Origin of the sequence: Marinococcus halophilus, assembly GCF_002265875.1 — a bacterium.
Classification (GTDB): domain Bacteria; phylum Bacillota; class Bacilli; order Bacillales; family Marinococcaceae; genus Marinococcus; species Marinococcus halophilus.
In genome coordinates, this window is sequence record NZ_NPFA01000019.1 from 1 (window position 1) to 26291 (window position 26291).

The window sequence follows — 26291 nt, forward strand, 5'->3', positions numbered from 1 at the left end:
GATAATGCCATGATCGAATCCTTCCATTCCTCGCTAAAGTCGGAAGMATTCAGCATCCGCGTACGGATGCCCCTTACATCTTCTATTATAGTCGAAAAAGTCGATTCGTACATGTATTATTACAATTACATACGACCATTTACCAAATTAAACGACCACAGTCCGGTGGAATTCCGGACGKCGGCCGCATAGGTGTTTTTTTCTTGTCTCATTTCTTTGGGTCAGTTCAGTTCTCAGGCTGTCGACAATGGCTCTGTTTTTTAGAGCTTGTCGGCAGTTTTTTGCTATAGTAGAAAATTGCTCAGAAAGGGATTCTGGCACATGATGAAGCGGAAGCCTACATTAGCTGATTCAGTGAATAGTGTCTGCGGATTATCCATGTCGCATTTCTCCTTCTTCGGCAGCCTCGTGGAACCGAGAGACCTGCATGGACCGAGAAATACCCAACAAACGGATTTTTGAGGGGCTTAAACAAAATTTACGTTCAATCTAAAGAGCCCCTGAAAATTTCATGGGCTCTTTAGTAGCTCAATTTTATTAACTTATAATGCAACTATTTAGCTGAGGTCGAGGTCTCTAAATTCCTATTTAACACTTCCTCCAGACTAACATAAGGGTACCCCAAGTCTTTCGCTACCGCTTCAAATGTCACTTTACCGTCAGCGGTGTTTAATCCTTTACCCAAGGCAGAATTTTCTTTTAATGCTATAGTTACGCCTTTGTTGGCGATTTGGAGGGCGTAAGGTATAGTAACATTGGTTAGGGCAATGGTGGAGGTTCTCGGAACGGCACCGGGCATATTGCCCACCGCGTAGTGCACAACGCCTTCGACATCATATGTGGGATTCTCATGCGTCGTAACTTTGTCTGCGGTTTCGATAATGCCCCCCTGGTCGATCGCTACGTCCACGACCACCGAGCCTTTGGCCATGGTCTTGATCATGTCTCTTGTAACCAGCTTGGGCGCCCTGGCCCCAGGGATCAGGACAGCCCCAATCACCAGATCAGAAGATTGAACTTCTTGAGCAATATTCAGGGGATTGCTGCTGATGGTCTGGATTTGGCCGTCAAACGTCTCGTCAATTTCACGAAGGCGGGCGGGGTTTAAGTCGATAATAGTCACATTGGCTCCTAAACCGTGAGCGATTCTGGCAGCGTTTATTCCAACCACACCGCCGCCGATAACGGTCACCTTCGCTTTTTTCACTCCGGGGACGCCGGATAGTAAAATACCCTTGCCGCCGTAAACGCTCTCCAGAAATTGTGCCCCGACCTGGGCAGCCATTCGTCCTGCTACCTCACTCATTGGGGTCAAAAGGGGCAGGGAGCCATTTTCCTGGACCGTCTCATAGGCGATGGCGGTAACTTCATTGGCAGTTAGGGCCTCCACTAGTGCCGGTTCTGCAGCGAGGTGAAGATACGTGAACAAAATTAGATTTTTACGAAAGAATACATACTCCTCTTCCAACGGTTCCTTTACCTTCATGACCATATCTGCCTGCGACCATACCTGACTGGCCTCCGGCACCATCGAAGCACCGGCCTGTTTATAATCATGATCCTCAAAGCCGCTGCCTTTTCCGGCACTGGCTTCCACCAATACCTCATGGCCGTGCTTTTTTAAGTTTAGAACGCCTGCCGGAGTAATGGCGACTCGTTTTTCCTGGTTTTTAATTTCTTTAGGAATACCAATAATCATAATAATACCTCCTGATCGATTTTATAGCTGCTGGTTCAGCCCTCTAGCTCATCAAAGTTGACCTGGGGCGGGTCCTGCTGGAAGCCGCGGGTAAGCACGAACAAATAGACGACGCCCAGAATGATCCAGCATAAACCAAAGGCGATGGCGTACCAGTTCAAGCTGACCCACAGGTAGATAACAAAGCCGAGGCCGAGGGATGGAAACACGATATTTGTGAGCACGGACCGGAATTTCTTTTCATTATCGTTTTTAACAAAGTTGACGATCACACAAATATTAACGATGGAAAAAGCGAAAAATGCGCCGAAGTTAATTAAAGAAGTAGCGGTTTCCAGAGTAATGAAGATAGATGACAAGCCTAGGACAGCGATCAACAGAATATTAAACACCGGCGTTTTTGTTTTAGGATGCAGGTAGCCGAAAAACTTTTGTGGCAGTACATTGTCTCTTCCCATCGCGTATAGAAGCCTCGAAGCACTGGTTTGTGCAGCAAGTCCCGACGCAAATACGGAAGTAAGGGCGCCTGCGGTGAACAGAGCCAAAAATAAATTGCCCCCGATAATAGCTGCTATTTCCGGAGAAGCTCCTTCAATGTTGTTGAAGACACTTACGTCAGGAAAGAGTGTCTGCATGAAATAGGTGACGGTGAAGAAGAAAACCCCGCCAATGACAGCTACTAAAATAATGCCCCGGGGGATCGTTTTTTTAGGATTAATGGTTTCTTCCGATAAGGTAGTAATTGCATCAAAACCGATAAATGCAAGAGCAAGCAGAGAAGCTCCGGCAAACAAGCTATTGATTTCTAAACTTTCTGAAATTAAAGTGTTGAATGTAAACAGCGGCGACTGATTTTCTACCGTAATAGACCGGATCGTTAATACAATAAAAATAATTCCCGTTAAAAACTGAAAAACCACAAGAATCAAATTAACGGAGGCGGTCACTTTAGCGCCGATTAAATTGACCAGGGTGATAATTAAAAGGAGGAGTACAATCCAAACCCACCCCGGTACGGCAGGAATGCCTGCCGAAAGATAAATTCTCGCCAGCAGCGCGTTAATCATTGGCAGGGCCAAATAAGCGAGAAATGTGATCCATCCAGCCAAAAAGCCAAGATTTTTATTAATGATCCGTTGTGTATAGGTGTAGACGGAACCTGAAACGGGATAAATTTTCACCATCTTACCGTAACTGAGCGCAGTAAAAAGAATAGCGGTAAATACAATCAGATAAGCAATAGGCACGTGCCCGGATGTAATATCGGACACGATGCCAAACGTATCAAACACGGCGAAAGGTGACATATAAGCTAAGCCAAGCACTACCACATGAATGAGTTTCAGCTGTCTGTTTAAAGAATTTTCCTGGTTGGACAATTTAACCGACCACCCTTTTGGATAAGATTAGTTCAATACGAACGTGTTATCTGGCTGGCTGCTGCTGAGTGATACAGTGTATGTTTCCTCCTGCAAGGGACAATTCTCTTGTGTAAATGGGAACGATTTCCCGCTCTGGGAACAGGGTGCTGAATATTTTGACTGCTTCCTTGTCCAGGGGGTCATTAAATTGGGGTAGGATAACAGCCTCGTTGCATAAATAACAGTTCACGTACGATGCGATGCAGGGGTCGTTTGGTAACCGGGCATAGCTGTCGATGGTATGATCGATCTCCTCACTTTCCTGCTCGGTGAGAACCGGCTGTTCCGGTAAAGGAATTTTATGAATCGTGAACGCTCTTCCGGAAGCGTCGCGTTCGCCTGCCAGTTTTTCATAGCATTCGTTCAGTACGGCATACTGCGGATGCTCTGGGTCATCCGTCCAGCTGAGGGCAACTTCTCCCGGACGTATATAGCATAAGACTTCATCGATATGGCCGTCCGTTTCGTCCCCGACGAGACCCCGCTCAAGCCAAATAATTTTTTGGACATTCAACGTTTCTTTTAACCGCTGCTCGATTTCCTCCTGTGACCAGTTTGGATTCCGGTTGGTATTCAACAGGCATTCCTTCGTGGTAATCAGCGTGCCTTCCCCGTCGGGATAAATGCCCCCGCCCTCCAATACAAGGTCTGTACAGTTGTACCGGTCGACCCGTTCGGTCTCAAGCACTTTCTGTGAGACTAAAACGTCCTGGTCCCAGGGAAAATATAATGATTTGTTGATTCCTCCCCAGGCGTTAAATTGAAAATCTGCTCCCCGGAGGCCGCCTTTGTCATCAATTAAAAACAAAGGACCGATGTCTCTCATCCATGCATCATTGAATGACATTTCAAGCACCCTGACCTCGTCTGGCAGGATAGCACGTGCATGCTGATACTGTTCAGCACGCACACAGACGGTGACAGGTTCAAATCTAGAAATGGCAGAGGCAATCTCTTTAAATACCTTTTGTCCGGGTTTTGCTCCAGCCCGCCAGGTATCTGTACGGTGCGGCCAGAGCATCCAGGTCCCGGTATGGGGTTCGAATTCTCCCGGCATTCGGAACCCGTCTGATACTGGTTGGGAATGTAGCGTCGTCATGTTATGCCTCCTAAGGTTTAATTAGCGTTCGTCCATTATTAATGCAATATCTGTGCCAACGTAAAATTTGATATTATCACTTGTCATAAGAAATTAGTACTTGTTTTGAATCGAAATTGACTCTATAATTCATTAACAACTCGATTCAGCAAGATTTATTCACCCGGGAGGGGTAACATGACAGAGCCATTTTATTTGGACCGCAGTTTTCAGGACGTTTTTAATAAGCTGGAAGATGGAATTTTTATTGCAGACGATTCCGGCTACGCTCTTTGGGTTAACGAAACGAGTGTAAAACAGATCGGCTCCCCGCTGGAGGAAATTATCGGCAAGCACGTCACGGAGCTCGAAAGCAGGGAGATGTTCACGCCGTCTGTAACCAATCTCGTTTTAGATAAAAGGGAGGCGGTGAGTTCGATCCAGACCTCTCAAAACCGGAAACTGCTGGCTTCCGGTTATCTTGTACCTATGGAAGCCCAGAGAGACTACGTCCTGGTGCACGTAAAGGATATTACTGATATGGTCCGTTCTTCTCTGCAGCTTGAAAAAGCAGAATCAGTCATAAATTTTTATGTGGAGGAATTAAAAAAAACCAAGGAGGATCACAAATTAACTGAAACAGAGGATAGTGAGCTTATAGGAAAAAGTAAAAAGTTTATGGAAATGAAGCAGTTAATAAAAACAACTGCCCAGGTGGACGCTACGCTGCTAATTCAAGGAGAAACCGGGGTGGGCAAAAGCGTAATAGCTAAAAACATTCATGAAACAAGCGAAAGAAAGGACCGTCCGTTCATCCCTCTTAACTGTTCAGCTATCCCGGCTGCTCTACTGGAATCCGAATTATTTGGTTATAAAAAAGGGGCTTTCACTGGAGCCAATGCTAAAGGGAAAAAGGGAATCGTTCAGGAAGCGGAAGGGGGGACGCTTTTTTTGGACGAGATTGGCGATCTGCCTTTGGAACTCCAGCCTAAGCTTCTGCAATTAATGCAGGAAAAACTGTATATCCCTGTCGGCTCTTCCAGCGTAGAAACTACGGATATTAGAATCATCACGGCGACCAACAGCGACCTTTCTGCCATGGTAGCAGAAGGAAGATTCCGGGAGGATTTATACTACCGTTTAAATGTTATTTCCGTAGAAGTACCTTCGCTCCGGGAACGGTTTGAGGATATCCCTTTGTTTGTGCATCATTATATGGAAATATACAATAAAAAATACAACCGCAGCTGTATCCTTTCAAACGAAGCGATGGAATGTTTTCAAAACTACGAATGGCCGGGTAACATCCGGGAACTGGAAAACGTGATCGAAAGAGCGGTCATTACATCCAGCACAGACTTGATAGTGGCAGAAGAACTCCCGGATAAACTAAAGATATATGAAGAAAAATCTCCTTCTAGGTACGTGCCCGATATGGAAAAGCAGTCCCTTCCATCATATTTAGAGGACGTGGAGAAACAAGCAATTATCAAAGCTTTTCAAAAGAATGGTTCGTCAAGAAAGGCAGCGGACGCGTTAGGTATCACCCAATCCGCTTTTATGAGACGGGTGAAAAAATACAATTTAGCTTTACAAAAAAGTTTAAGCAATAGCGATTCGGTTCATTGAGTCATTATCGATTCAATGAACTTATTTTTTGAAATAAAACGAGGTGAAGATATGTTCTAGAAAGAAATATTATTGGCATGATATTTGCATCTAATAACGGCAGGAGGGGATGTCATGGAATCAGCAGTGTTAAAAATCAGCAGACAGCGGCTGAACAGTTACATTGAAGCTAGCGCACAGATAGGCAAAACAGAAAATGGCGGTCTTTACCGTCTGGCACTGACGCCTCAAGACCAAAAAATCAGGGATTATTTTAAAAATTGTCTGATTGAAGCCGGACTTGAAGTCAAAATAGACGATTTTGGAAACATGTATGGGTGGCGCCAGGGCGAAAATGCTTCCCTTCCTCCGCTGGTGCTCGGTTCTCACCTGGATACTCAGGCTAATGGAGGAAAGTTTGACGGCGTCATTGGAGTTATGAGTGCGCTTGAAATCATCAGCACATTAAACGAACAGCAGATCACAACAGAACATCCTCTCGTCATTGTTAACTTTACCAATGAAGAAGGGGCCCGCTTTGCCCCGCCCATGTTAGGTTCGGGCGGTTTGACAGGAGAATTGGCAAAGGACTTTATTTACTCTATTAAAGATGAAGAAGGTGTCACCTTTGAAGAAGCGCTTGAGAAAATAAATTATAAAGGCAACAAAGAGGACAGGTTGACAGATTGGGCTTATTTCATGGAACTTCACATTGAACAGGGGCCAACACTGGACAAGGAAAAGATCGATATTGGCGTTGTAGAGGGCATCCAGGGGATGAGCTGGCTTTCAGTTAAAGTGGAAGGCTGTACTAATCATGCTGGGCCCACGCCGATGGAAGACCGGCAGGACGCGTTAGTATCGGCTTCAAAAATGGTGACTAATATATACGAACTGGCCGGTGAATTTTCAGGGCTGAAAACCACCGTGGGGAAATTAAATGTGTTTCCGAACTCTCCTAACGTGATACCTGGAGTGGTTGAATTCAACATTGATATCAGACATGAAAATGATCATCAAAGACACATGGCATGCAAAGTATTAAAGGAACGATTAAGCTCCATCGCCTTTCAATATGATACTGAAGTGACGATTCATACCATCTGGGATAATGATGCTGTTTTATTTGATCAGGATATTATAAATTCTGTGGAAGCCTCTGCAGAAGAAATGGATTATTCTTATACGAAAATATTCAGCGGGCCTGGTCATGATGCGAAATATATGAGTGCTGCAGGGAATTCGGGAATGATTTTTGTGCCAAGCACAAACGGCATCAGCCATAATGAACAGGAGTTTACAGACGAAAAACTTATCGCTCAGGGAGCCGATGTGCTTTTGAAAAGCTTGTTGAAATTAGACAAAATTATTTAATCAGGAGAGTGAATACGATGCAGACAAGTATTTCGAAATTACAGGAAATTGATCGCAAACATATCCTGCACCCTACCACCGTGCCTTCAGTCAATGCCCAGGAAGGACCTAAAATTATTTTCTCCAGGGGCGAAGGTGTAAGAGTGAGGGACATCAATGAGAAAAATTATATTGACGGAGTTTCCATGCTGTGGAATGTCAATGTGGGCCATGGTAACGAAGAATTAGCATCAGCAGCCTATGAACAAATGACAGCCTTTGCTTACGGTTCGCAATTTTATGGCTTCAGCAATGAACCTGCCATTAAATTAGCGGAGAAGTTGGGAGAATGGGCGCCAGGGGATCTCAACAATGTTTTTTATACTTCCGGAGGCTCCGAGTCCAACGATACCGCATTCAAGCTTGCCCGTTTTTATTGGCAAAAGAAAGGATTCACCAATAAAAAAATAATTATTTCACTCACGAGAGGCTATCACGGTGTAACCGTAGGGGCTCAACGGGCTACGGGGATCGAAGCGTTTCGTGATTTTTCCGGGTCCGGGGATCCGAACATTTATAATGCAAAAGCCCATCTCACAAATGCAGAAAAAGGCGATACATCTGACCAAAATTATGCCAGTAGCGTTCGGAGCATGATTGAAGAGTTGGGAAGCGAACAGGTGGCAGCGGTCATACTGGAGCCGATTCAGGGCGCAGGCGGGGTTCACATGCCGCCGGATGGATACTTGGAAGCTATTCGCCAATTATGCGATGAAAAGAGCGTATTAATGATTTCCGATGAAATTATTTGCGGTTTTGGACGTACAGGAAAGAATTTCGGTGTGGACCACTGGGGCGTTATTCCTGACATGATTTGCTTTGCCAAAGGCATTACGAGCGGCTATTTTCCGTTAGGCGGCGTACTGATGAGCGATGCCATCAAGTCAACAATTGACCAGCATGAAGATGTACTGGCTCACGGCTTTACCTACAGCGGGCATCCGAGCGCGTGTGCAGTAGGATTGAAAAATTTAGAAATCTTAGAACGTGAGAACATTTTAGAGAATGTGATTTCCATGGAAAAAGTATTAACGGATGGCCTTAAATATCTGGAGAATAAGCATAAATACGTTACTAAAATTAGAAACAAAGGCCTTTTGGCAGGTTTTGAACTTATGAAAGACCCTGAAAACGGGATACCTTTTGAAAGTCCTATTCAGGCATCCTCAAAATTAGTGGAAAAATGCCTGAGCCATCATCTAATTATCCGGCCTTTTGATTTTGAAGAAGGAATGAATATTATAGCGATTGCACCTCCCCTGATCATTAATGAAAAAGAAATTAATGAAATTATCGACATCATCGATACATCCCTGACAGAGCTGGAAAGCGAATGGAACGACCTTTAGAAAGGAGAGTTTTCAATGGAAATCGATGTATTACCTGAAGTGAAGGACTTTTTAAAGCAAGAGCAGCTGCTTTTTATAGATGGGGAGTTCCAGAAAAGTGTCAATGGCTCGATGCTCCCTGTCGTTAACCCGGCCACAGAACAGGAGTTATGTGATGTGCATGCAGCGGAGCAAGAAGACGTTGATGCAGCGGTGAAAGCAGCCCGTCGCAGCTTTGAATCGGAAGAATGGGCTTCCATGGACGCTCGTGTAAGAGCAAAATTAATGAATAACTTAGCCGATCTCCTGGAAAGAGATATAGACATCCTGGCCCAACTGGACACTTTGAATAATGGCAAACCGCTAAGTGAGATGTATGGAAGTGATTTACCGAACGCCATTGAACAATTTCGCTATTATGCGGGGTGGACGACAAAGTGGACAGGCCAGACTATCCCGATCGCCGGAGAATTTTTTAATTATACGAGACATGAACCGGTGGGCGTTGCGGGCCAGATTATTCCATGGAATTTTCCTCTTATGATGGCCTGCTGGAAAATAGCTCCTGCTATCGCAGTGGGATGCACGGTAGTATTAAAACCGGCAGAACAAACGCCCTTATCCGCGCTATATTTAGCGAAGCTTGTGCAGGAGGCAGGCTTTCCCAAAGGAGTTATCAATATCATTCCCGGTCTGGGCAAAACTGCGGGCCAAGCGCTCATCGAGCATGAAGATGTGGATAAAATTGCTTTTACCGGTTCAAGTAAAACCGGCCAGCATATCATGAAGATGGCGGCTGACACATTCAAACGGCTGACATTGGAACTAGGGGGGAAATCCCCGAACATCATTATGCCGGATGCTGATTTGGATAAAGCAATTCCGGGAGTATTTTACGGAATTATGGCTAATAAAGGCGAAATCTGCTGTGCCGGATCCCGGGTTTTCGTTCCTGAAAATCAGTATGAAGATATTGTGGACAAAATGGTTGAATTTGCGGAGACCGTTAACATAGGCAGCGGTCTCGATGAAGAAAATGTCATTGGGCCTTTAATTTCAAAACAACAGTTCAATCAGGTCGCCTCCTACATCGAGGAGGGGATGGCAGAAGGGGCTGAAAAAGCCTGCGGTGGTGTATTGGACCGGGAAGGTTATTATATCCAGCCAACGGTGTTTAAAAATGTTACGGAAGAGATGCAGATAGCCAAAGAAGAGATATTTGGCCCGGTGGTGGTTGTGCTGCCATATACCTCTGAAGAAGAAGTGATCCAAAAAGCCAATAATACTCCTTATGGACTGGCAGCAGGCATCTGGACGGAAAATATTCGTTCCGCCCACAAAATCGCTCATCGTCTAAAAGCTGGAACGGTGTGGGTGAATAGTTACAATCTCACAGACCCCGCCACTCCGTTTGGTGGCTTTAAAGCTTCAGGGTTCGGCCGCGAAATGGGCTCGTATGCATTAAATAATTATACCGAAGTCAAAAGCGTATGGATCAATCTGGAAGAATGAATTCCCAAAGAAAATATATATGGGGAGGTCGGGGTGTAATGAACAGAAAAATTTCAGAAAAACAACTAATTGATTGGGATAAGAAACATTATTTTCATCCTACTTCCTCAATTCATCAGCAGCAGGATGCTGGAGCAAAGCACATTTTTAAAAGCGGTAAGGGTATCGTTCTTAAAAATCATAAGAATGAAGCCTATATAGATGGCATGTCGTCTTTGTGGAACGTTAACGTCGGTCACGGGCGTAAAGCGTTGGGAAAAGCGGCTGAAAAACAGATACAGCAGCTGGCTTTCAGCTCTTCTTTTTCTACATTCAGCAACGAACCTGCTATTCGGCTTACCCGGAAACTGGCCCAGCTGGCTCCCGGGGATTTAAACACTACTTTTTTAACTTCCGGCGGTTCGGAAGCCGTAGACACAGCTATTAAGCTGGCCAGAAATTACTGGTTAATTAAAGGAAAACCAGCCAAAACAAAAATCATTTCAAGAACGAAGTCGTATCACGGCGTCGCGATAGGGGCTACAAATGCTACAGGTTTAAAACCCTTTCGCGACTTTGCCTCAGCGGTGTCCCCGGATTTCTACTTTGCTGATCATTTATCGATCGATTCCTTGAAAAAAACAATTCAGCAGGAGGGAGCAGAACAGATAGCTGCATTTATAGCAGAGCCGGTTCAGGGAGCCGGCGGGGTCCACCCTGCTTCCAAAGAGTATTTTCAGGAAGTAAGGAACCTGTGTAATAAACACGATATCTTATTTATTGCAGACGAAATTATCACTGGTTTCGGCAGAACCGGCAAATGGTTCGGGATAGAACATTATGAAGTATGCCCGGATATGATGTGCTTCGCTAAAGGCGTGACGAGCGGCTACCTTCCGCTTGGCGGGGTGATGATGACGGAAGCCCTTCACCACGACTTCATAAATCTATCTTCAGGGACGGTGCTTCATGGCTACACCTACAGCGGTCACCCGACAGCAAGTGCGGTGGCTCTTGAAAATATTAAAATTCTGGAACAGGAAGATTTAATCAACAACGCCCAAAAGCGCGAAGCAGATTTTGAACAGCTGCTAAACAGATTAAAAGAAAAGCATCCAATGATAAAGGAAGTCCGCGGAAAAGGCATGATGTGGGCGATTGAATTTAGTGATAGAACCACTTCCAGCAAAACAGAAGTCACTGCTCCAAATGTAGTGGAGCAACTGCTGTCAAAGGGACTTATCTGCCGATCAGTTATTTTTGATGAGCTTGATTGTATTGTACTGGCCCCGCCACTGATTCTTTCCAAAAAGCAGTTAAAGCGGATAATAAAAATTATCGACAGTACGTTAAAGAATTACAATTAATTTTTAATCGATTTGCACGAGTTATAGGAAGGCACGTCTTTAAATACATTTGATAAGGCGGTTTTAATTTGACAGGGAAAACCTTAGCGGTGAACAATCCGGCGAATGGGGAACTTATCCAGGAAATTCACAGAAACTCTGAAGAAGAAATAGTAACATGCATAAAACGGGGCCATGATTTTCTGGGGGAGTGGAACGGCTATAATGCCTATGAGCGATCGACGCTGCTGAAAACCTGGGGCGAACTCATCGTTCAAGAGAAAAACAGCATTGCTGAAGTAATGACATTAGAAAGTGGAAAACCACTGCAGGAATCGTTAGAGGAAGTCAATTATGCTGTCAGCTATATTGAATGGTTTGCGGAAGAAGCGAAACGCATTTATGGAAGGACAGTCCCCGCCCATAAGTCTTCAAAACGAATTGTCGTCACAAAAGAACCGGTTGGGCTGGTAGCTGCAATTACACCGTGGAATTTTCCGGCGGCAATGATGACGAGAAAGGCGGCCCCGGCCCTAGCAGCGGGCTGTACTTGTATTATTAAGCCTGCAGAAGAAACACCTTTGACTTCAATCAGGTTAGTGGAATTGGCTCATAAAGCTGGCATTCCGCCTCACGCTATTCAATGTGTAAACGGTTATGGTGCAGAAATAGGGCATTTGTTCACGGAAAGTGAGTATATTCAAAAAATAACATTCACAGGATCAACAGACGTAGGAAAATTACTTATGGCCCAAAGCTCGAACACCATGAAGCATGTGTCGATGGAGCTGGGAGGTCATGCTCCAGTCATTATTACGAAGGATGCTGACCTGGACGCTGCCGTGACTCAAACGATCGCTTCCAAGTTCAGAAATGCCGGCCAAACCTGCATCAGTGCCAATCGCGTTTTTGTGGATGAAGCCATCGAAAAAGCATTCACTGAAAAATTAGTGCAGGAAGTGAAGAAGCTAAAAGTAGGAAATGGCAAAGATTGGGGCGTACAAATTGGCCCTGTAATTAACAGAAGTGGTTATGACAAAATTTCAGAACAAATCGATGATGCCATTTCTAAAGGCGGAAGCATTGCATGTGGCGGTGAATATAACATAAATGAAAACCAAGGATATTATTTTGTTTATCCAACGGTAATTGCCAATGCGGATGAAACCATGAGAATAATGAAAGAAGAAACGTTTGGACCCGTGCTCCCTATTCGTACATTTAAAGATATTGATAAAGCTATTTCATCAGCCAATGGTACTCCATTCGGTTTAGCAGCATACTATTTTACGGACAATTATAAATTGGGAATGTATCTGCATGACAAATTACATTTTGGTGTTCTGGGATGGAATGACTGCACTCCTTCCGCAGCGCAGGCCCCATTTGGAGGAATGAAAGAAAGCGGATTGGGGAGAGAAGGCGGTACTGAAGGAATAGAAGCTTATCTCGAGACCAAGTATTTATCAATAGGAGAGTAGCGGAATATTCATTTTAATATATATGTGCTAGTCATTAAGTGCAATGGTTTCTATTGCAAAAACATATTCTACAGTTTTTCCTTTAAAAACGATGCGCGCGCATAGCTAATCCATTGAGCCATGGATGCCTTTCAAAATGTCCAAAATTTTATTAATTAATGAATAAATTGCAAAAAGGCTAACATGGGTTTTAGACAAAGATAATTATCAAAAAACCATTTATTGAATCTAAAACGACAGCTATGTATTTAAAGAGTTTTTCCATGTGTTTTTGGAAAAACTCTTTTATTATTTTAATGGTGAAACTTACTAAGCAACATATTAGATGAATCATAAAATAACATGGAACAGCTTTACATGAATATATGGTTCGAATCATCAAAGAGATGATTCACCGAGACTATGCTTCTTTATTAAACACGACTATCATTGCTTCTCAGATGCATTATAGTCCCTCATATGTGCATCGTGTATTCAAACAACAAATCAATTACACGACCCATGAATACATCAAGAAAACAAGAATGGAAAAAGCAAAGCATTTGTTACAATACTCGTCCTTCACTCGGTTAGAGATCGCTTATCACGTTGGCTTCAAGCATCCTTCTCAATTATATGAAGCCTTTAAGGAATTTCAGCATTGTACCCTGACGGAGTTTATTCAAGAAAGTATCGAGTCATGAATGTCTCACGAGACCATTCAATGTAGTAATGTAAAACTTCAGTTAGGCGTACACGTGGAGTGTTGTTATGTTATCTTCACCGACATAGATAGTATGAGAATGGATCTTTTTTCTTTTGTGAACTTTTGATAATCTACTTTGTGTTAAGTACTGCGATTTATAGCATCAAGATATTATTCATTTATGAACCATAATATTCCATAATGCGAAACGAAAGCAATTATTTGATTAATCACCGCGATCCTCAAATGATGAAGGGGTTAAGCGAACAAAAACTGGACATTTAACCGGCACCTAGCGAAAAAGCCTGAAGCGTAGATGCTCAAGATTTTTTGTCCCATATCAACTGACTAGCTTTTTTATTCTTTTGTATCTCAAAATACGAAGACACTGATTATATCGAAATAAAAATCAGTTAATTAAGATAATATGCTTGTATTAGGTAAAAACGTATTCAATAATCATTCTAAAATTTTAGATTCACCGTCCTCTATTGGAATTGAGATTAAACGAACATTCTTTATCTAATATCTTTTCTTGCTACATTCAATACCTGCTAAACATTTACGATAACTAGATCCAAAAAAGAAAATAGTACTTGATTCAATAAACAATACTTAGGTTTATAAAATGTAGATCTCATGAAGTTAATAGAGAAGCACTAATAAACAAATTTATGAAAGGTTAGCCTAAAATTATCGTTCTCTATAATATACACACCTGTAATTTCGTTAAACTTGATCTGACTATTTTTCGTAGAGACTTATTATATTCGTTATAATAAAAACAAAAAGGAGAAATATGCATGTTATATGAATCCCTGAAACAGGCATCCCATCCGCTACGCATGATATCGTTACAATCGCCGGCTCAGGACATAAAAGAAATTATTCGAACATTTCGTGGCACGCATGTGTTTTTACAACAGGGAAAAGTTATAGAAGGCTATATATTAATAGAAGAAATTCGTAATAAAGTGAATCACGCTGACGATGTAGAAGAATTGATTGCTAATCATGCTGTTCTCCTAACCGAAACAACAACAATTAAGCCAGAACAAAAACTCTCGATTCCTTTTTTATTTCAAATTTTAGGCAAACAGCTTGTGCTCATTGAAGACAAGACTGGGGAATACGCCGGCTATTTAACAAGAGAAGAATTACTGATTGAGTTATTTCAGCACAACAACATGACGTCAGATTTTCTCAAGATGCTGTTATCGTCTATTCCACGTGGCATTTTTGTCGTCGATGAACTGCAGAAAATAGTTCATTTCAATGACACCGGGCTATCAATGCTGAAAACGACCGAGACACTCGTTAAAGAGCATTCAGCGTCGCATTTTTTCCATACTGATTTGATTGAGTACGTCCTTTCCTCGGGCGACACGGTATTAAATCAGATTCTTGTACAGGACGAAGTCGGGCTACTTCTTGACTATTCGCCCATCTTCGACGATGAACATTTGATCAATGGCGTAACCATCATTGTGCAAGATCTCCCGCAAGTCGAAGAAATGGCACTTGAAATCGGCTATGTTAAAGACTTAAATCGCGACTTGAATGCGATTCTCGCAACCATGTACGATGAAATCCTTGTCGTCAACGAAAATGGCATTCTGCTTCGTCACAGCGATAACTACCTCGAACACGCTTGGCGCGAAGAAATTCATCAGGTTATTGGACAAAAGGTTCAAGATTATACAACGATAGAAAACGCTGACCCCTCCCTTGTGGAGCTTGTTCTCGATGAAAAAAAGAAAGTCACATCAATGCAAACACTGAGTTCTGGACAAAAAGTGCTCTCGGTCGGCAATCCGATTTTTAATGATTTTGGCCATGTTGATCGTATCGTGATCGCGTCACGTGACATTACTGAAACGACCCGGCTAAAGACTGAGCTTCGGGAAACGAAGCAGAAGACCAATCAGTACAAAGAAGAACTGCAATCCTTAAAAACACAACAACAAACGACTTCTACTGAAATCATTTACAGAAGCAAAAAAATGGAGAGTGTCATGCGAACGATCATGAAGCTTGCTGGCTTTCACTCCACCATTCTCATACTTGGAGAGTCCGGTGTGGGAAAAGAACTGATTGCGAAAGCGATCCACGAAAATGGTACAAGAGCTACGAAGCCATTTGTAACTGTTAACTGCGGAGCCATTCCTGAAGAACTACTCGAAAGCGAACTGTTCGGTTACACAAAAGGAGCGTTTACCGGGGCAGATAGTAAAGGAAAGGCTGGATACTTTGAACAGGCCGATCAAGGAGTCCTGTTTCTTGATGAAATCGGCGAGCTGTCGCTTCGCCTTCAAGTGAAACTATTACGTGTCCTTCAAGAACGGGTAGTAACACCAGTTGGAGGCGGTCGTCCTAAACCTGTGGACGTGCAGATCGTTACCGCGACGAACCAAGTACTCGAACATCTCGTTCAAGCTGGGCAATTCCGGGAAGATCTATATTATCGCATCAATGTCATCCCGATTACTGTGCCGGCGTTACGCGAACGACCAGAAGACATTCCTTTATTGGCTTACGCGTTCATCACCCAACTAAACAAAAAATATAATAAAGCGTTCCATTTGACGCCAGAAGCATTGCAAGTACTTGAAGCATACAAGTGGCCGGGAAATATTCGCGAGCTTCAGAACGTAATCGAACGGCTCGTTGTTACTGCTGACAGTGACTTGATCGAAGCAAATTACATTCGACAGTTTTTGCATCTGGATAATGAAAGGTCCTCTAACTTTGCGATCACCGAAATTATGCCCCTGAAGGAAGCGAAAAACCAATTAGAGCGCCAACTCGTAGAACTTGCCATGGAGCGCTACAAAACCACGACTGCGGCTGCCGATAAATTGGGCATGAGCCAGTCAGCCGTCAGCCGAAAATACAAAGAAATCAAAAAATATGCAAAAATTCATAATTGATAGCTTGAAAAAAGATTCATATGACTAAATAATCTTTAGACAATAGATTTTATGCAAATAAGCATATTTTATGCGAAAATTCATAAAATAAATGAAAAGGTGCTTTGATTCTGAATGTTGGGCTTACGCCTAGCATTTTTTTATGTTCAAATCGGTACTGCCACGATAGGTATTTACAACGAAATTGTAAAAATTCTGTATTTTTGAAAAGTTGGCACACATATTGCAATTAATAAGACAAGCTACAGAAAAAAGGAGAGTGCATGATGAAACCAACAGCGATGACCAAAACAAAACAACTAGAAACATTGGATAAAGACCATTACCTTCACCCTGCGAGTGTTCCGGGACAAAAACCAAAAATGATTTTTAAGGAAGGCAAAGGCATTCACGTGACGAATACCGACGGTGACCGATACATCGATGGTATTTCTATGCTATGGAATGTGAATCTCGGCCATGGACAAAAAGAGCTGGCTGAAGCGGCTCGGCAACAAATGGACTCCCTCGCATTTGCTTCCTCGTTCGCGGGTTATTCAAACGAACCAGCAATTCATTTGGCCTCGACGCTTGCAGAATGGGCACCGGAGGGATTGAACGCGTCGTTTTTCACGTCCGGCGGTTCCGAGTCCAATGATACCGCTTTTAAAATCGCTCGTTTTTACTGGCAGCTGAAAGAACAGCCGCAGAAAACAAAATTTCTCGCGCTTCGACAAGGTTACCACGGCGTCACGATCGGGGCGGGGACCGCTACTGCTTTGCATGGCTTTCACCGCTTTGCTGGCACCCATATTCCAGATGTTTTGCATGCAACACCGCATTTAACGGCGTGTGAGCAGGGGGACCGCAATCACCCTCAATTCAGCGAGTCGCTCCGAGCGTTGATCGAAGCCGAGGGCGCGGACACGATTGCCGGCATTATAATTGAACCGATTCAAGGTTCTGGTGGGGTATATATGCCACCGGAAGGATATTTGCAGGCAGTACGTGATTTATGTGACGAACAAAACGTTCTGATGATTGCGGATGAAGTGATTAATGGCTTTGGCCGGACGGGCGCAAAGTTTGCTGTCAATCACGCTAACATCGTACCGGACCTTATGTGTCTCGCCAAAGGAATCACTAGTGGTTACGCTCAACTCGGCGCAGTCATGATTCATGATGACATCAAGACCGTTCTCGACACGTTCGGCCAGGTAATGGCCCACGGATTTACGTACAGCGGGCATCCGAGTGCCTGCGCGGTAGCCTTGAAAAACCTTGAAATTATTGAACGGGACCGCATCATCGAACAGGTCCAACAAATGGAACATGTCATGACCAATGGACTCCGCTACCTCGAAGAACGGCACGAAGTTGTACACCTTTCTCGCAACAAAGGTTTGATTGGGGCCTTCGAACTGTTTCAAAGCCGTGAACGCGAGGAACGTTTCCCGGCTGAATGGAAAACAGGGCTCGACTTTGTAGACATGTGTTTTGATAAAAAATTGATCTTGCGAGCACTCGGGGGCGCGGACGGCAAAAGCATTGTTGCTCTAGCTCCACCGCTTATCATTACGGAAACAGAAATTCAATCGATGATCGAACGACTTGACGACGCTCTATCTGTGTTTGAAACCAAATACTGCGGTACGTGAGCGCACGAAGTTAACCGCAAATCTTAGTAACAGAAACAGGGGTAATCATGAAAAAATTAGAGTTAACAGGAAATGCAAAAGCAATTGGGTACAAGCACGGCCAAGAAGGAAAAGACCAGGTCCTGAAAAGCCTCGAAACGTATGAACGTCTTTTTCACGGCTATCAGCAGATCGACTGGTCCACGGTGAAAGAGCGGGCAAAAATTCATATTCCTGCAATTGAACGTTATGACGAGACAATGCTCACTGAAATGCAAGGCATCGCAGCGGGAGCTGGGGTTGATTTTGAAGACATTTTAGCGCTCAACGCCCGTAGTGAAATTGCTCTTACCGGCCAATCGCACACCAGTTTCGCCGATGGTTGCACAAGCATCGGCATGGCGCCTCCGTATACGGAGCATACCATTATCGGTCAAAACTGGGACTGGAAAGGAGAGCAACGGGACAGTCTGCTTCAGCTCCATATCGAGCAACACGGCCGTCCAACGATTGCAATGGTCACTGAAGGCGGCATCATTGGCAAAATTGGCATGAACAGCAGCTCGGTTGCCGTTGGTTTAAACGCGTTAATCACCGACCGTAAAACCGACGGCGTTCCGATCCATCTTGGGCTACGAGCTGTATTGAACGCTTCTTCTCTTTCCGAATCGCTCGCTGCAGTACAAGAAGGGCAGCTTGCCTCATCGGCAAATTTTCTTATTGGTGCGAGCGAAGGAACTAGCACGGGCATGGCTCTGCAAGTCGAAGTATCGCCGTACGGTGCTTTTATCACAAACGAAGACGCATCGATCGGTGTGCACACAAACCATCTTTGCGCCGAACATCTGAAAATACATGTGAATGACCACAATAACTTCCGTCTAAGCGATTCGGAAATACGAAAACGACGAGCTGAACAGTTGATCCGAACGGCCCAAAGGCAGGGGACCCCCCTCACTGAAGAAACCATGAAAGATTGGTTACAGGATACGTTCAACGCTCCGAACGCTATTAATCATTACGTCAATTTAAATGCGCCAACCCATCGACAAATGGAAACCGTTTTTTCCATCGTGATGAACGTGACAAAGCAGCGCTTGCACATCTGTGACGGGATGCCAATCGAAAAGCCTTACGAAGAGTATGGTGTCACTGTCAAAGAGGAGGTCGAATAAATGCTCTATATTAACGGTACTTGGCAATCCACCGAACAAGAAACAAAAGTTTATAATCCAGCAGACGGTACAGAAGTTGGAAAAGCCGCTTATGGTGGGGAAACAGAAACCGAGCAGGCGATCACTGCCGCTCATGAAGCATTTGGTCATTGGAGGCAAACGACCGGTAATGAGCGTTCTCGTTGCCTCCGTGCGCTTGCTGAAGCACTACGAACCGACAGGCGAGAAATCGCAATAACAGCTACGAAAGAGATGGGAAAACCGCTTGGTGAAGCAGAGCGGGAAGTGGACATATCCATCGATTATCTCGAGTGGTATGCCGAAGAAGCGAAACGCGTGTATGGGGAGGTCCTGCCGTCGTCGGATCCCTCGAAGCAACTCCTTGTTCTTCGTCAACCGATAGGGGTAACAGCTGCAATCACGCCCTGGAATTTCCCGATCTCGATGATCATCCGTAAACTTGCACCTGCTATCGCTGCTGGCTGTACCATGCTCATTAAACCCGCACCTTCAACACCACTCACTGCGATCCGATTATTTACTTGCATCGATCGTTCGGGCTTTCCTCCCGGCGCTTTAAATCTTTTACATGGAGATGCAGAAGCTATTGGTGGCACGATGACTTCCAATGCCCTCGTCAAGAAAATTACTTTTACCGGTTCTACTGCTGTTGGTAAACAACTTATCCGCCAATCTGCCGAGCACGTGCAGAAAGTGTCGATGGAGTTGGGCGGTCATGCGCCATTCATCATTTTTGATGACGCTGACCTTGATGAAGCAGTAGCAGCCGTTGTCGCTTCGAAATTTAGAAATACCGGGCAAACATGTATCAGCACGAACCGTATTTATGTGCACGAAGAGGTAGTAGAAGTGTTTTCGAAAAAATTAGCCGCAGCTGTAGAATCAATTACTGTCGGAAATGGTATGGAAGAGGGCATTGATATGGGCCCTCTCATCAGCCAAGAGGCGCTCGACAAAGTGGCACAACAAGTAAAAGAGGCATCGAAGCAAGGCGCCGTCATCACGCAGGGCGGGCATACTATGCTTAACCGCAAAGGGTACTTTTACCAACCAACTGTGTTGACTGGGGTAACCGAAACGATGACCATCGCGCAGGAAGAAACGTTTGGCCCAGTAGCACCAATTTTTGTATTTACTACGGAACAAGAAGTAATCGAGCAGGCAAATGACACTCCGTATGGATTAGCTAGTTACTGTTTTACAAAAAACATGGATCGCTCGCTTCGAATGATGTATCAGCTTGATTACGGTATGGTCGGGATGAATGACGCCGCCTTTGTCGTACCGCAGGCTCCTTTCGGAGGCGTCAAGCAAAGCGGTATTGGCCGTGAAGGAGGCACGTCTGGTCTGCATGAATATCTTGAAGAAAAATATGTATCTATGCGGGCAGCATCTACCTTACTATAAGCCAAGAAGGAGAGATATGATGGAGACGCAGAACGAAAAAATCGGACAGAATGTTACCATTCGCCCCGTCCACCATGAAGACATTCCAGCTATTCATGAAATTGCCGTCCTTGGGTTTGGGAAAAACATTGCGTTCCACCCCGAGCACTATGAAAGCCAAATAGAGCAGTTTCCCGATGGTCAACGCTGTGTGGAATATAATGATCGCATCGTTGGCGCATCCGGAAGCCTATTGGTACACGCCCAACAGTTTCAAGATGATCACCAACTAAGCGGTATCTGCGATAACGGCTATATCCGTAATCACGATCCCACCGGCTTACACTTATATGGAATTGAAGTCGTTGTTCACCCGGATTACCGACATTTGAAAATTGGCCAAAAGCTTTATGACGAACGGAAACGACTCACCCGCAAATTAAACGTTCAAAGCATCGTGATTGGGGGTCGAATGCCCTATTATCACAAATATCAAAACGAGCTGACCCCTGACCAGTATGCGACCAAAGTGATCAACCGCGAGCTTTATGATCCGGTGATGACATTTCAACTCAAAAGCGGATTTGTTTTTCGACGGATTTTAACCAATTATATTCCCGAAGATCAAGCGTCCGGAACGAATGCGGCGTTAATGGAGTGGGAGAACAAAGCCTATACGAAGGTTTAAATCTGAAGGGAGCAGGATAATGAAGGAGCAACGGCAGGAACCCAAAAAACCGACCTTACTGCATGCTTTGATTCCGATCCTATTTATGATCGCGGCTTTGTTTATTGGTATCGCCCGCTATGGAGCAGACCCGCATATCCCCTTGTTTTTGAGCAGCTTCGTCGCTGCCATCGTAGCCCTCAGTCTCGGTTATAAATGGAAAACCCTCGAAGAAGGAATGATTCGCGGCATTTCCCTTGCCCTCCAAGCGGTGATCATTCTCGTCATCATTGGGACCATTATCGGTTCCTGGCTCGCGGGTGGCATCGTGCCGACCATGATTTTTTATGGACTCGATATTTTGTCACCAACTTATTTTTTGTTTGCCGCCTGCATGATTTCCTGCCTTGTGGCTGTTGCTTCCGGTAATGCCTGGACAGCGGCCGGCACCATCGGCATCGCGTTAATGGGGATCGGCGAAGGGCTTGGCGTCAATATTGCGATGGTTGCAGGCGCGGTGATTTCCGGCATCTACTTTGGCGATAAAGTTTCACCTCTCTCGGAAACAACCAACCTCGCTCCGGGCGTTGCCGGGGCCGAACTGTTTGAGCACATCAAGCACATGTTGTTTACGACCGTGCCCGCGCTCGTCATTGCCCTGAGCATTTACTTAGTGATGGGATTCTGGGTGAGCGGCGACGGTAACAGTATTTCCCAAGTCGCACAGTTGCAGAACAACCTCAATCAGCAGTTTCTTATCACGCCGTGGCTGCTGATTGTGCCTGGCATTATCATCGCAATGATGATCATGAAAATACCTGCGATCCCAGCACTGTCGATCGGGTCTTTAATGGGGATATTCTGTTCGATTGTCGTACAGGGCGTACCGGTGGGAGACAGTATCGCCGCCTTATTTTACGGATACAGCGCCGACACGAGCAATGAAATCTTGAATAACCTGCTTAACAACGGCGGCATCGAAGCAATGATGTATACCGTTTCGCTCCTTGTCATCGCGCTCAGTTTTGGCGGTATTCTAGAAATCGCTGGCTTCTTCACCGTCATTGTCGAAAGTTTGATGAAACTCGCCAAGTCGACAGGCAGTTTGATCTCCACGACCGTTATGACGTCCGTTACGGCCAATGTGGTCGGGTGTGAGCAATATCTGTCCATCATTATTCCCGCCCGTATGTATGCCGGGGAATACAAGAAACGGCGGTTAAAAATGAAGAATCTATCGCGGACGGTTGAAGATGCCGGCACGATGACGTCGCCACTTGTACCGTGGAACACGTGTGGTGCCTTCATGTTCGCTACGCTCGGCGTCAGCGCGTTTACCTACGCACCGTATGCATTTCTCCCTTTATTAAGCCCACTTATGGCGATTCTTTACGGCTATACCGGCTTCACCATTGAATACGAAGATGATTTAGGAGCGGAAACTGACCTGGGTACGGAAGCTAAGAGTGAAAAACCACCAAAGAAGCAAAAAGATGTACTGTAACCAAGAACAGGAGGGAAAATGATGATTATAGGCGTACCAAAAGAAGTGAAACAAGGGGAAAACCGCGTGGCACTCAGTCCGACGAGTGTTGCGGTATTAACAAAAAAAGGCTTCGACGTTCTGCTCGAAAGCGGAGCAGGAGAAGGGAGCGGTTTTATTGACCGCGAATACGAAGGGGCCGGTGCCTCCCTCTCGACAAGGGCTGCGGAGGTCTGGAATCAGGCAGATATGATTGTCAAGGTCAAAGAGCCGCAGCCGGCAGAATACGATTATTTCCGGCCAGGGCTCGTATTGTTCACCTACTTGCACCTGGCGGCGGAGCCTGCACTGGCCAAAGCGCTAATGGAAAATCACGTCACCGCTTTTGCTTATGAGACCATCGAAGAAAATGGTACATTGCCGCTGTTGACCCCAATGAGTGAAGTGGCAGGCAAAATGGCGGCACAAATTGGCGCTCATTTGCTTGAAAAACACCAGCGAGGTCAAGGAGTCTTGCTCGGAGGCGTGCCTGGCGTGGCAAAAAGCAATGTCACTATCATCGGCGGCGGTGTCGCTGGCACAAATGCCGCCCGCATCGCCGTCGGTTTGGGAGCCGAAGTCACCATCCTCGATCTGAACGCCAATCGACTTCGCGAACTGGATGAATTATTTGATGGAAGAGTTAAAACAGTGATGTCCAACCCGCTCACCATTGCGGAGTCCGTCAAAGAAGCTTCCCTCGTTATCGGTGCGGTACTAGTCCCTGGCGCCAAAACTCCGAAGCTTGTCACGGAGGAAATGATACAATCGATGAAGGACGGCGCTGTCGTGCTCGATGTCGCGATCGATCAGGGAGGCGTGTTCGAGACTGTCGATCGCATCACGACCCACGGGGACCCGGTTTATATCAAACACGGTGTCTTGCATTACGCCGTGGCCAACATCCCCGGGGCCGTTCCGCGCACATCGACCATGGCACTGAACAACGTGACCCTTCCATACATTGCCGCTCTTGCTGCAAAACACGAAACTCATACCTATTTAGACGATCCCCAACTTCGCCAAGGATTAAATACGTATCGAGGAAACATTACTAATAAAGAAGTAGCACAGGCATTGAACTTAAAATACGAATTAGCTTGAGCGAATAGATAATAATGAAAAATCATAAACTGCCGAGTATGCCTCTATCCTAGCGCGTATCGGCAGTTTTTTCGGCGGCACTTTCTGTAGAAAGATAAAAGCATTTCTAGAAATGAATCATAAAACAATGATGTCATTCATAATTCAAGCTTGATACAATGGCAGGTATCGCCTGGACGGGCGTACTGAATGGCTTCTTGTAATTGTTCACGCTCGGTGGTTGTTGTTCCTGTTACTTTTTCGGTAAAGATCCGATGGCAGCCGGCTTCTTCCAACAGCTGCTGTTGGGAGCTGAAATCCTGGTGGAAGGTCGAAACGCGCGCATAGCCAATACGTTGGGTCATGAGTGTCCCTCCAAAATGTCTAAAAGTCTCCTAGGTATTGTACATTTGATTGTAGACGAACTTGTAGATGGAAAACACCCCGTTTTTGACGATAAAAACGGGGTGTTTAGGTTGCTGTCCAAAAGTTAAAACTTTCAGACATTGGTTTTTTAGTACCAAAGATAAAAAGCCTTTTATTTTTAACTATGTATATAATGGCCATCCCCTAAGAAAACAACCTCGGAGGGGGATGGACGTTAGTTATGGAACGACAGAGGCCTCCACATGATCGATTTGCCCATTGTCTAAATAGATGACTCGATCACAGTAAGCAAACAAGCGGGTGTCGTGAGTGACCATGATAGCCGCTTTATTCGATTCCTTGACCTGGTCGCGAAGCGTTTGAACGACCTGTTCTCCGCGTTCACGGTCTAAACTAGCCGTTGGTTCATCGGCCAAAATTAACGAAGGATCATTCATCCAGGCTCTTGCAATCGCTACACGCTGCTGCTCTCCGCCAGATAAGTGCCGGGGAAAATGATGCTGCCGATGCTCGAGGCCAAGCATGTGAAGTAGTCGTTGGATTCGTTGATCCATGGTTTGCTTTGTCAGGCCCGCAAGTTTGCCAACATAGCGAAGCTGGTCCGCCGTTTTTAAATAAGGTAACAAATGAGCCGATTGAAAGATAAATCCGATGTCCTGTAAACGAAGCTTCGTTTTTTCTTGAGAATTTAAGCGCAGAACATCTGTCTGATTAATCGACAGCGCTCCTGACGTTGGCTGAAGCAAGGCTCCTGCCATGGAAAGCAAGGTGCTTTTGCCCGATCCGGACGGGCCGGTTAAAGCCACAAACTCCTGGGGGCGCAAAGCGATATCAATGTGTTGAACAATAGGCTGCTGATCGGCTTGAGCCTGAAATTCGATTTGTTCCATGGTTAATACATCATTCATGCCTGACCACCTCCAATAGCTTTTAACGGGTCAATGCGAATCACCTTGACCAAGGATAATAGAGAACCCAACAACGCGACGAATAAGAAGAGCCCCGCCAACAATAGGACGGTTCCTAAAGACAAGGAGAAAGGGATCGCTGCCGGTAAAACGGCAGCCATTCCTGCCGTGACTGCTACACCGACAATGATACTGACGGTCGTGAGCAGCAGAACCTGTAGGATCAATGATATTCCTAATGTTTTAGAGGTTGCCCCAATAGCTTTTAAAATCCCAAACTGGGACAGCTTTTGAATCGTCATAATGTAGTAAAAAGCCGCCAATACAATGGACGAAATGAGAAATAGAAAAACGATCATGGTCTGAAGCGACGTCTGCTCGGAAGTATAACCAGGAATGCCTTCAAAAGAAGCACGAATATCCATGACTTCAGCATTCTGCAGTTGATCATGCACTTGTTCCGGAAGTGCATGGTCTAAGATGACCGCACTGATCGGAAGCTCTCCTTGCTTCCAGGCAGAATCCCGAACGTGCAGCACCGGCGTATGGCTGTACCGCTGGTTTTCTGTAAACCCACTAATGGTTACTTCTGTGCCGCCTGGCCGCTCCAGCGTATCACCTAGGCGAAGGCCGTCATCTTTGGCGGAATGATCAATCACAGCTTCGGTATCATCGGCAGGAAGTTCGCCGTCGGTCAATGAAGGAGCCAGATCACTGCTTAAGTCCATATACATTTCGGCGACGTCTACTTCCTTTCCATGACTTTGAGCCGTTCCTTGACGAAGACTCAATAAATGAGCTTCCGGTCTATCCTGTAATACCTCCAGGTCATGGTCGGAAAGGGCCGAACGTGATAACTGCTTGTCGGCTTCAGCTTCGAGCACTATTTTCTCGGCTTGCTTATCCATGTATTGCATGCTGGAGGCATTGTCGGAGGCCAATCCCTGCGCCAGCCCTGAAATCGACAGCACCAATACCGTTAATAAAAAAATGACCAATCCAATAAGGCTGAAACGTAATTTGGCATAGGTTAATTCACGCCAGGC

At 45.1% G+C, this 26291-nt stretch carries 21 protein-coding genes; 15 read left to right on the forward strand and 6 right to left on the reverse strand.

Annotated features, from left to right (window positions below; genetic code table 11):
- Positions 1 to 192 (forward strand): IS3 family transposase (locus CHL76_RS14485; RefSeq protein WP_143747473.1); only part of this gene is annotated, 192 nt, incomplete at its 5' end.
- A 361-nt stretch (positions 193 to 553) separates the two neighbouring features.
- On the opposite strand, the gene ald (CHL76_RS14490) is transcribed toward CHL76_RS14485, so the two are convergent.
- The 3 genes from ald (CHL76_RS14490) to aguA are packed head-to-tail and all read right to left on the reverse strand — an operon-like array spanning position 554 to position 4219.
- Positions 554 to 1699: an alanine dehydrogenase gene (gene ald / locus CHL76_RS14490; protein ID WP_094908933.1), complete on the reverse strand. Its 1146-nt coding sequence runs from the start codon at positions 1697 to 1699 to the stop codon at positions 554 to 556.
- A gap of 35 nt (positions 1700 to 1734) precedes the next feature.
- Entirely contained in the window at positions 1735 to 3078 is a 1344-nt protein-coding gene (locus CHL76_RS14495; RefSeq protein WP_233133462.1) for an APC family permease, read from the reverse strand.
- 46 nt (positions 3079 to 3124) lie between these two features.
- Positions 3125 to 4219, reverse strand: a complete 1095-nt coding sequence (gene aguA, locus CHL76_RS14500; protein WP_094908934.1) for an agmatine deiminase — start codon at positions 4217 to 4219, stop codon at positions 3125 to 3127.
- 177 nt (positions 4220 to 4396) lie between these two features.
- On the opposite strand from aguA, the gene CHL76_RS14505 reads away from it, so the two are divergent.
- The 14 genes from CHL76_RS14505 to ald (CHL76_RS14570) all read left to right on the forward strand — a co-directional run bounded on the left by CHL76_RS14505 (position 4397) and on the right by ald (CHL76_RS14570) (position 23971).
- Positions 4397 to 5827 (forward strand): sigma-54 interaction domain-containing protein, encoded by a 1431-nt coding sequence (locus CHL76_RS14505; protein WP_094908935.1) that lies wholly within the window; start codon positions 4397 to 4399, stop codon positions 5825 to 5827.
- Positions 5828 to 5941: 114 nt separating this feature from the next.
- Positions 5942 to 7180, forward strand: a complete 1239-nt coding sequence (locus CHL76_RS14510; RefSeq protein WP_094908936.1) for a M20 family metallo-hydrolase — start codon at positions 5942 to 5944, stop codon at positions 7178 to 7180.
- 17 nt (positions 7181 to 7197) lie between these two features.
- The gene (locus CHL76_RS14515; RefSeq protein WP_094908937.1) at positions 7198 to 8568 is read left to right on the forward strand and encodes an aminotransferase family protein; all 1371 of its coding nucleotides are present in this window, start codon (positions 7198 to 7200) and stop codon (positions 8566 to 8568) included.
- A 15-nt stretch (positions 8569 to 8583) separates the two neighbouring features.
- A complete protein-coding gene (locus CHL76_RS14520) occupies positions 8584 to 10059 on the forward strand; it encodes an aldehyde dehydrogenase family protein (RefSeq protein WP_094908938.1) in 1476 nt (491 codons plus the stop codon).
- Positions 10060 to 10097: 38 nt separating this feature from the next.
- The gene (locus CHL76_RS14525) at positions 10098 to 11405 is read left to right on the forward strand and encodes an aminotransferase family protein (RefSeq protein WP_094908939.1); all 1308 of its coding nucleotides are present in this window, start codon (positions 10098 to 10100) and stop codon (positions 11403 to 11405) included.
- Between the two features lie 68 nt (positions 11406 to 11473).
- The gene (locus CHL76_RS14530; protein WP_094908940.1) at positions 11474 to 12865 is read left to right on the forward strand and encodes an NAD-dependent succinate-semialdehyde dehydrogenase; all 1392 of its coding nucleotides are present in this window, start codon (positions 11474 to 11476) and stop codon (positions 12863 to 12865) included.
- Positions 12866 to 13251: 386 nt separating this feature from the next.
- Positions 13252 to 13548 (forward strand): helix-turn-helix transcriptional regulator, encoded by a 297-nt coding sequence (locus CHL76_RS17495; protein ID WP_416171863.1) that lies wholly within the window; start codon positions 13252 to 13254, stop codon positions 13546 to 13548.
- Positions 13549 to 14353: 805 nt separating this feature from the next.
- On the forward strand, positions 14354 to 16480 hold the full coding sequence (locus CHL76_RS14540) for a sigma 54-interacting transcriptional regulator (protein WP_094908942.1): 2127 nt from the start codon (positions 14354 to 14356) through the stop codon (positions 16478 to 16480).
- 266 nt (positions 16481 to 16746) lie between these two features.
- Positions 16747 to 18117, forward strand: a complete 1371-nt coding sequence (locus CHL76_RS14545) for an aminotransferase family protein (protein ID WP_233133469.1) — start codon at positions 16747 to 16749, stop codon at positions 18115 to 18117.
- 47 nt (positions 18118 to 18164) lie between these two features.
- Positions 18165 to 19271: a C45 family autoproteolytic acyltransferase/hydolase gene (locus CHL76_RS14550; RefSeq protein ID WP_233133471.1), complete on the forward strand. Its 1107-nt coding sequence runs from the start codon at positions 18165 to 18167 to the stop codon at positions 19269 to 19271.
- Positions 19272 to 20699, forward strand: coding sequence for an NAD-dependent succinate-semialdehyde dehydrogenase (locus tag CHL76_RS14555; RefSeq protein ID WP_094908945.1), 1428 nt, complete (start codon positions 19272 to 19274; stop codon positions 20697 to 20699).
- Between the two features lie 19 nt (positions 20700 to 20718).
- Positions 20719 to 21366, forward strand: coding sequence for a GNAT family N-acetyltransferase (locus CHL76_RS14560; RefSeq protein ID WP_094908946.1), 648 nt, complete (start codon positions 20719 to 20721; stop codon positions 21364 to 21366).
- Between the two features lie 19 nt (positions 21367 to 21385).
- Complete coding sequence (gene nhaC, locus CHL76_RS14565) at positions 21386 to 22849, forward strand: Na+/H+ antiporter NhaC (protein WP_094908947.1); 1464 nt, start codon at positions 21386 to 21388, stop codon at positions 22847 to 22849.
- 21 nt (positions 22850 to 22870) lie between these two features.
- Positions 22871 to 23971 carry an alanine dehydrogenase gene (gene ald / locus CHL76_RS14570; protein ID WP_094908948.1) on the forward strand — a complete coding sequence of 367 codons (1101 nt, stop codon included), beginning with the start codon at positions 22871 to 22873 and terminating at the stop codon, positions 23969 to 23971.
- A gap of 137 nt (positions 23972 to 24108) precedes the next feature.
- On the opposite strand, the gene CHL76_RS14575 is transcribed toward ald (CHL76_RS14570), so the two are convergent.
- From CHL76_RS14575 to CHL76_RS14585, 3 genes are all read right to left on the reverse strand, one after another.
- Positions 24109 to 24315, reverse strand: a complete 207-nt coding sequence (locus CHL76_RS14575; protein WP_094908949.1) for a recombinase family protein — start codon at positions 24313 to 24315, stop codon at positions 24109 to 24111.
- A gap of 240 nt (positions 24316 to 24555) precedes the next feature.
- Positions 24556 to 25245, reverse strand: a complete 690-nt coding sequence (locus CHL76_RS14580) for an ABC transporter ATP-binding protein (RefSeq protein ID WP_094908950.1) — start codon at positions 25243 to 25245, stop codon at positions 24556 to 24558.
- A complete protein-coding gene (locus CHL76_RS14585; protein WP_158219195.1) occupies positions 25242 to 26153 on the reverse strand; it encodes an ABC transporter permease in 912 nt (303 codons plus the stop codon). The genes CHL76_RS14580 and CHL76_RS14585 overlap by 4 nt, the downstream gene beginning before the upstream one ends.
- Between the last annotated feature and the right edge of the window lie 138 nt (positions 26154 to 26291).